Here is a 3,253-nt window from a genome sequence, read left to right as displayed (position 1 = left end):
GCACAGGCCCGTACGACGCGTCGTACGGGCCTGTGCCGGCCGCGTCGCCCTCCGCGCCGGGGCTTCCCCGACTATTGACATGGACACGGAACCGTCCCTAGCGTGACCGCTCGCCATTACATCGATGTAAAGGCGCGTCGGTGCACAGGCGCACCGATGTGAAGAACGGCGGAAAGGACCCCCCGTGCTTCCCAGCCCCACCAGGCCGCCCCGCGCGCGCACCGCCCTGCTCGTCGCCGCCCTCCTCGGGCTCGTCGTGGGCCTGCTGCCCGCGCTCACCGCCCCGGCCGGCGCGGCGTCACCCGCGGACCGCGCCGCACCGCGCGTCGCCGCCGCGGCGGCCGGCACGTTCCGCAACCCCCTCAACACCGGTCCCGACCCCTTCATGACGCAGTGGAAGGGGAACTACTACCTCACGACGACCCAGGGCAACAGCATCCGGATGTGGCGCTCCCCGTCCCTGGGCACGCTGCTGACCGCCGCCCCGGTCACCGTCTGGACGGACACCGACCCGTCCCGCGACCGGAACATCTGGGCGCCGGAGTTCTACCGCTTCGGCGACCGCTGGTACATGTACTACACGGCCGACGACGGAGTCGACGAGCACCACCGGCTGTACGTCCTGGAGTCGGAGGGCGACGACCCCGCCGGCCCGTACCGCTTCAAGTCGAAACTCGCCCCGCCCAACCACGCGAACGACTTCGCCATCGACGCGGGCATCCTCCAACTGAACGGCCGGCTCTACCTCGCGTACAGCGGCATCAACCAGTACCAGCACAACGGGCTCAACATCGCCCCGATGTCCAACCCGTACACCGTCTCCGGCAACGCCGTCGCCCTCAACGGCGCCGGCGGCTGCCCCGAGGTGCGCGAGGGACCGGAGTTCCTGTACCGCAACGGGCGGGTCTGGATGACCTACTCCGCCTGCGACACGGGCAAACCGGACTACCAGGTCTGGATGATGTCGATGCCGCTGGACGCCGACCCGCTCGTACCGGGCAACTGGCGCCAGCACCAGGGCGCGGTGTTCTCGCGCGCCGACGACCGGGGCGTGTTCGGGCCGGGCCACCACGCCTTCTTCCGGTCCCCCGACGGCACGGAGGACTGGATCGTCCACCACGCCAAGTCCACCTCGGTGAACACCTACAGCAACCGCACCACGCGGGCGCAGAAGTTCACCTGGCGGGCCGACGGCAGCCCCGACTTCGGCCGCCCGCTCGCCATGGGCGCCACCCAGAACCTGCCCTCCGGCGACCCCGGGTCCGGCAACTACTGGATCAACGACGACGGCCGCTCCAGCGGCCCCGGCGGCGTCACGTACACCGGCGCATGGAACTCCGGGTCGGGCTGCGCCACGCAGTGCTTCTGGGGCGACGACCACTGGAGCGACCGGGCGGGCGCCACGGCGACCTTCACCTTCACCGGCACCCGTATCGTCCTGCTCTCCGTCAAGGACACCGGCAACGGCTACGCGGCCATCAGCGTCGACGGCGGCCCCGAGCAGCGGGTGGACCTCCACAACGCGATCCGTGTCGGCGAGGCGGTGCAGTACACCAGCCCCCGGCTCGCCCAGGGCAGCCACACCCTGCGGGTCCGGGTGACCGGGGAGCACAACGCCCAGTCCGGCGCCTCCTTCGTGAGCGTCGACCGTGCCGAGGTCTATGTGAACTGACGCGACCGGCCGGCGGTCGGGACCACCCGGCGGGCGACCTCCCGCACGCAACTGCGTCGCACCCCCTTGCGCGTTTCGAAAGTTTTGCTTGACTTTACGAAAGCGCCAACCGTCTCGGGCCGGTTGTGGGGGCCTCCCGGGGAGCCGCATGTCTCGACAACCTCCAAGGAGGAAGCGTGATCGGTACGTCGCAGAACAGAGGTCTGCTCGCCGTGGCACGCCCGACCGCCCTGCTGGCCGCCACCCTCGTGGTCGCCGTCCTCGCATCCGCCCCGTCCGCGAGCGCCGCGACGACGCTCGGCGCGTCGGCGGCGGAGAAGGGGCGGTACTTCGGTACCGCCGTCGCCGCGAACCACCTCGGCGAATCGGGGTACGCGTCCACGCTGAACCAGGAGTTCAACAGCGTCACGCCCGAGAACGAGATGAAGTGGGACGCCCTCGAACCCTCCCGCAACTCGTTCAACTACGGTGCCGCCGACCAGATCGTCAGCCACGCGCAGGGCCGGGGCATGAAGATCCGGGGCCACACACTGGTGTGGCACTCCCAGCTCCCCGGCTGGGTCGGCTCGCTGGCCGCCGCCGATCTGCGGACGGCGATGAACAACCACATCACCCAGGTCGCCCAGCACTACAAGGGGAAGATCCACTCCTGGGACGTGGTGAACGAGGCGTTCCAGGACGGCAGTTCGGGCGCCCGGCGCAGCTCGCCGTTCCAGGACAAGCTCGGCAACGGGTTCATCGAGGAGGCGTTCCGCACCGCGCGCGCCGCCGACCCCGCCGCCAAGCTCTGCTACAACGACTACAACACCGACGGCCAGAACGCGAAGAGCAACGCCGTCTACGCCATGGTGAGCGACTTCAAGGCGCGCGGTGTGCCCATCGACTGCGTCGGCTTCCAGTCGCACTTCAACGCCCAGTCCCCGGTGCCCTCCGACTACCAGCAGAACCTCCAGCGCTTCGCCAACCTGGGCGTCGACGTGCAGATCACCGAGCTGGACATCGAGGGCTCCGGCACGGCCCAGGCGGACAGCTACCGGCGCGTCGTACAGGCGTGCCTGGCGGTCTCCCGCTGCACCGGCATCACGGTGTGGGGCGTGACCGACAAGTACTCGTGGCGGGCGAGCGGTACGCCGCTGCTGTTCGACGGCAACTACGCGAAGAAGGCCGCGTACACCTCGGTGCTGACGGCGCTCGGCGGCTCCAGCAGCGGGGGCGGTGGCGGCGGGAGTCAGGCCTGCACCGCCACGTACTCCGAGACGGAGCGGTGGGGCGACCGCTTCAACGGCAAGGTGACGGTGACGGCGGGGAGTTCGGCCATCACCGGCTGGACGGTGGATGTGACCGTACGCGCGCCGCAGAAGGTCTCCACGACCTGGAACGGCACCCCCGCCTGGGACAGCGGCGGGAACGTCATGACGATGAAGCCGAACGGCAACGGCACGCTGGCCGCCGGGGCGGCGACCAGCTTCGGCTTCACGGTCATGGCGAACGGCGAGTGGTCGACCCCCACCGTCGGTGCCTGCACGGCGTCCTGACCCGCGTGGGCCTGGACGCGGGCGGCGCGGGGGGCTTTGCCGGCCC

Annotated in this window: 2 protein-coding genes; both read left to right on the top strand. The window is 70.4% G+C overall.

Annotated elements, in window-relative coordinates:
• Positions 1-184 precede the first annotated feature (184 nt).
• Positions 185-1,672 carry a glycoside hydrolase family 43 protein gene (locus ACFXPL_RS37000; RefSeq protein ID WP_384927567.1) on the top strand — a complete coding sequence of 496 codons (1,488 nt, stop codon included), beginning with the start codon at positions 185-187 and terminating at the stop codon, positions 1,670-1,672.
• A gap of 176 nt (positions 1,673-1,848) precedes the next feature.
• A complete protein-coding gene (locus tag ACFXPL_RS36995) occupies positions 1,849-3,207 on the top strand; it encodes an endo-1,4-beta-xylanase (protein WP_384927566.1) in 1,359 nt (452 codons plus the stop codon).
• Positions 3,208-3,253: the final 46 nt, after the last annotated feature.

This window comes from Streptomyces sp. NPDC059092, assembly GCF_042756365.1.
Lineage (GTDB): Bacteria > Actinomycetota > Actinomycetes > Streptomycetales > Streptomycetaceae > Streptomyces.
Note: the sequence above shows the minus strand (reverse complement) of the source record. Positions and strands in the feature narration are given on the sequence as shown.